Raw genomic sequence first — 430 nt, 5'->3', positions numbered from 1 at the left:
AACAATACCGGCGACAGCCGGAACTGCCGTGCCGGTGTGCAGATTAATGACAGCGGTGCGGCGCTGGGATATTACGTCAGCGAGGACGGGTATCCTGGCTGGATGCCGCAGAAATGGACATGGATACCCCGTGAGTTACCCGGCGGGCGCGCCTCGTTCATTCACGTTTTTGAACCCGTGGAGGACGGGCAGACTCGCGGTGCAAATGTGTTTTACAGCGTGATGGAGCAGATGAAGATGCTCGACACGCTGCAGAACACGCAGCTGCAGAGCGCCATTGTGAAGGCGATGTATGCCGCCACCATTGAGAGTGAGCTGGATACGCAGTCAGCGATGGATTTTATTCTGGGCGCGAACAGTCAGGAGCAGCGGGAAAGGCTGACCGGCTGGATTGGTGAAATTGCCGCGTATTACGCCGCAGCGCCGGTCC

Annotated in this window: 1 protein-coding gene; it reads left to right on the top strand. The window is 58.4% G+C overall.

The genetic code is table 11. The annotated features are described in order from the left end of the window. On the top strand, positions 1 to 430 hold a 430-nt coding region (locus tag JW499_RS21720), incomplete at both ends, for a phage portal protein (protein ID WP_205212525.1).

The organism is Amphritea pacifica (genome assembly GCF_016924145.1).
GTDB lineage: Bacteria > Pseudomonadota > Gammaproteobacteria > Pseudomonadales > Balneatricaceae > Amphritea > Amphritea pacifica.
This window is presented reverse-complemented; position numbering and strand designations above follow the sequence as displayed.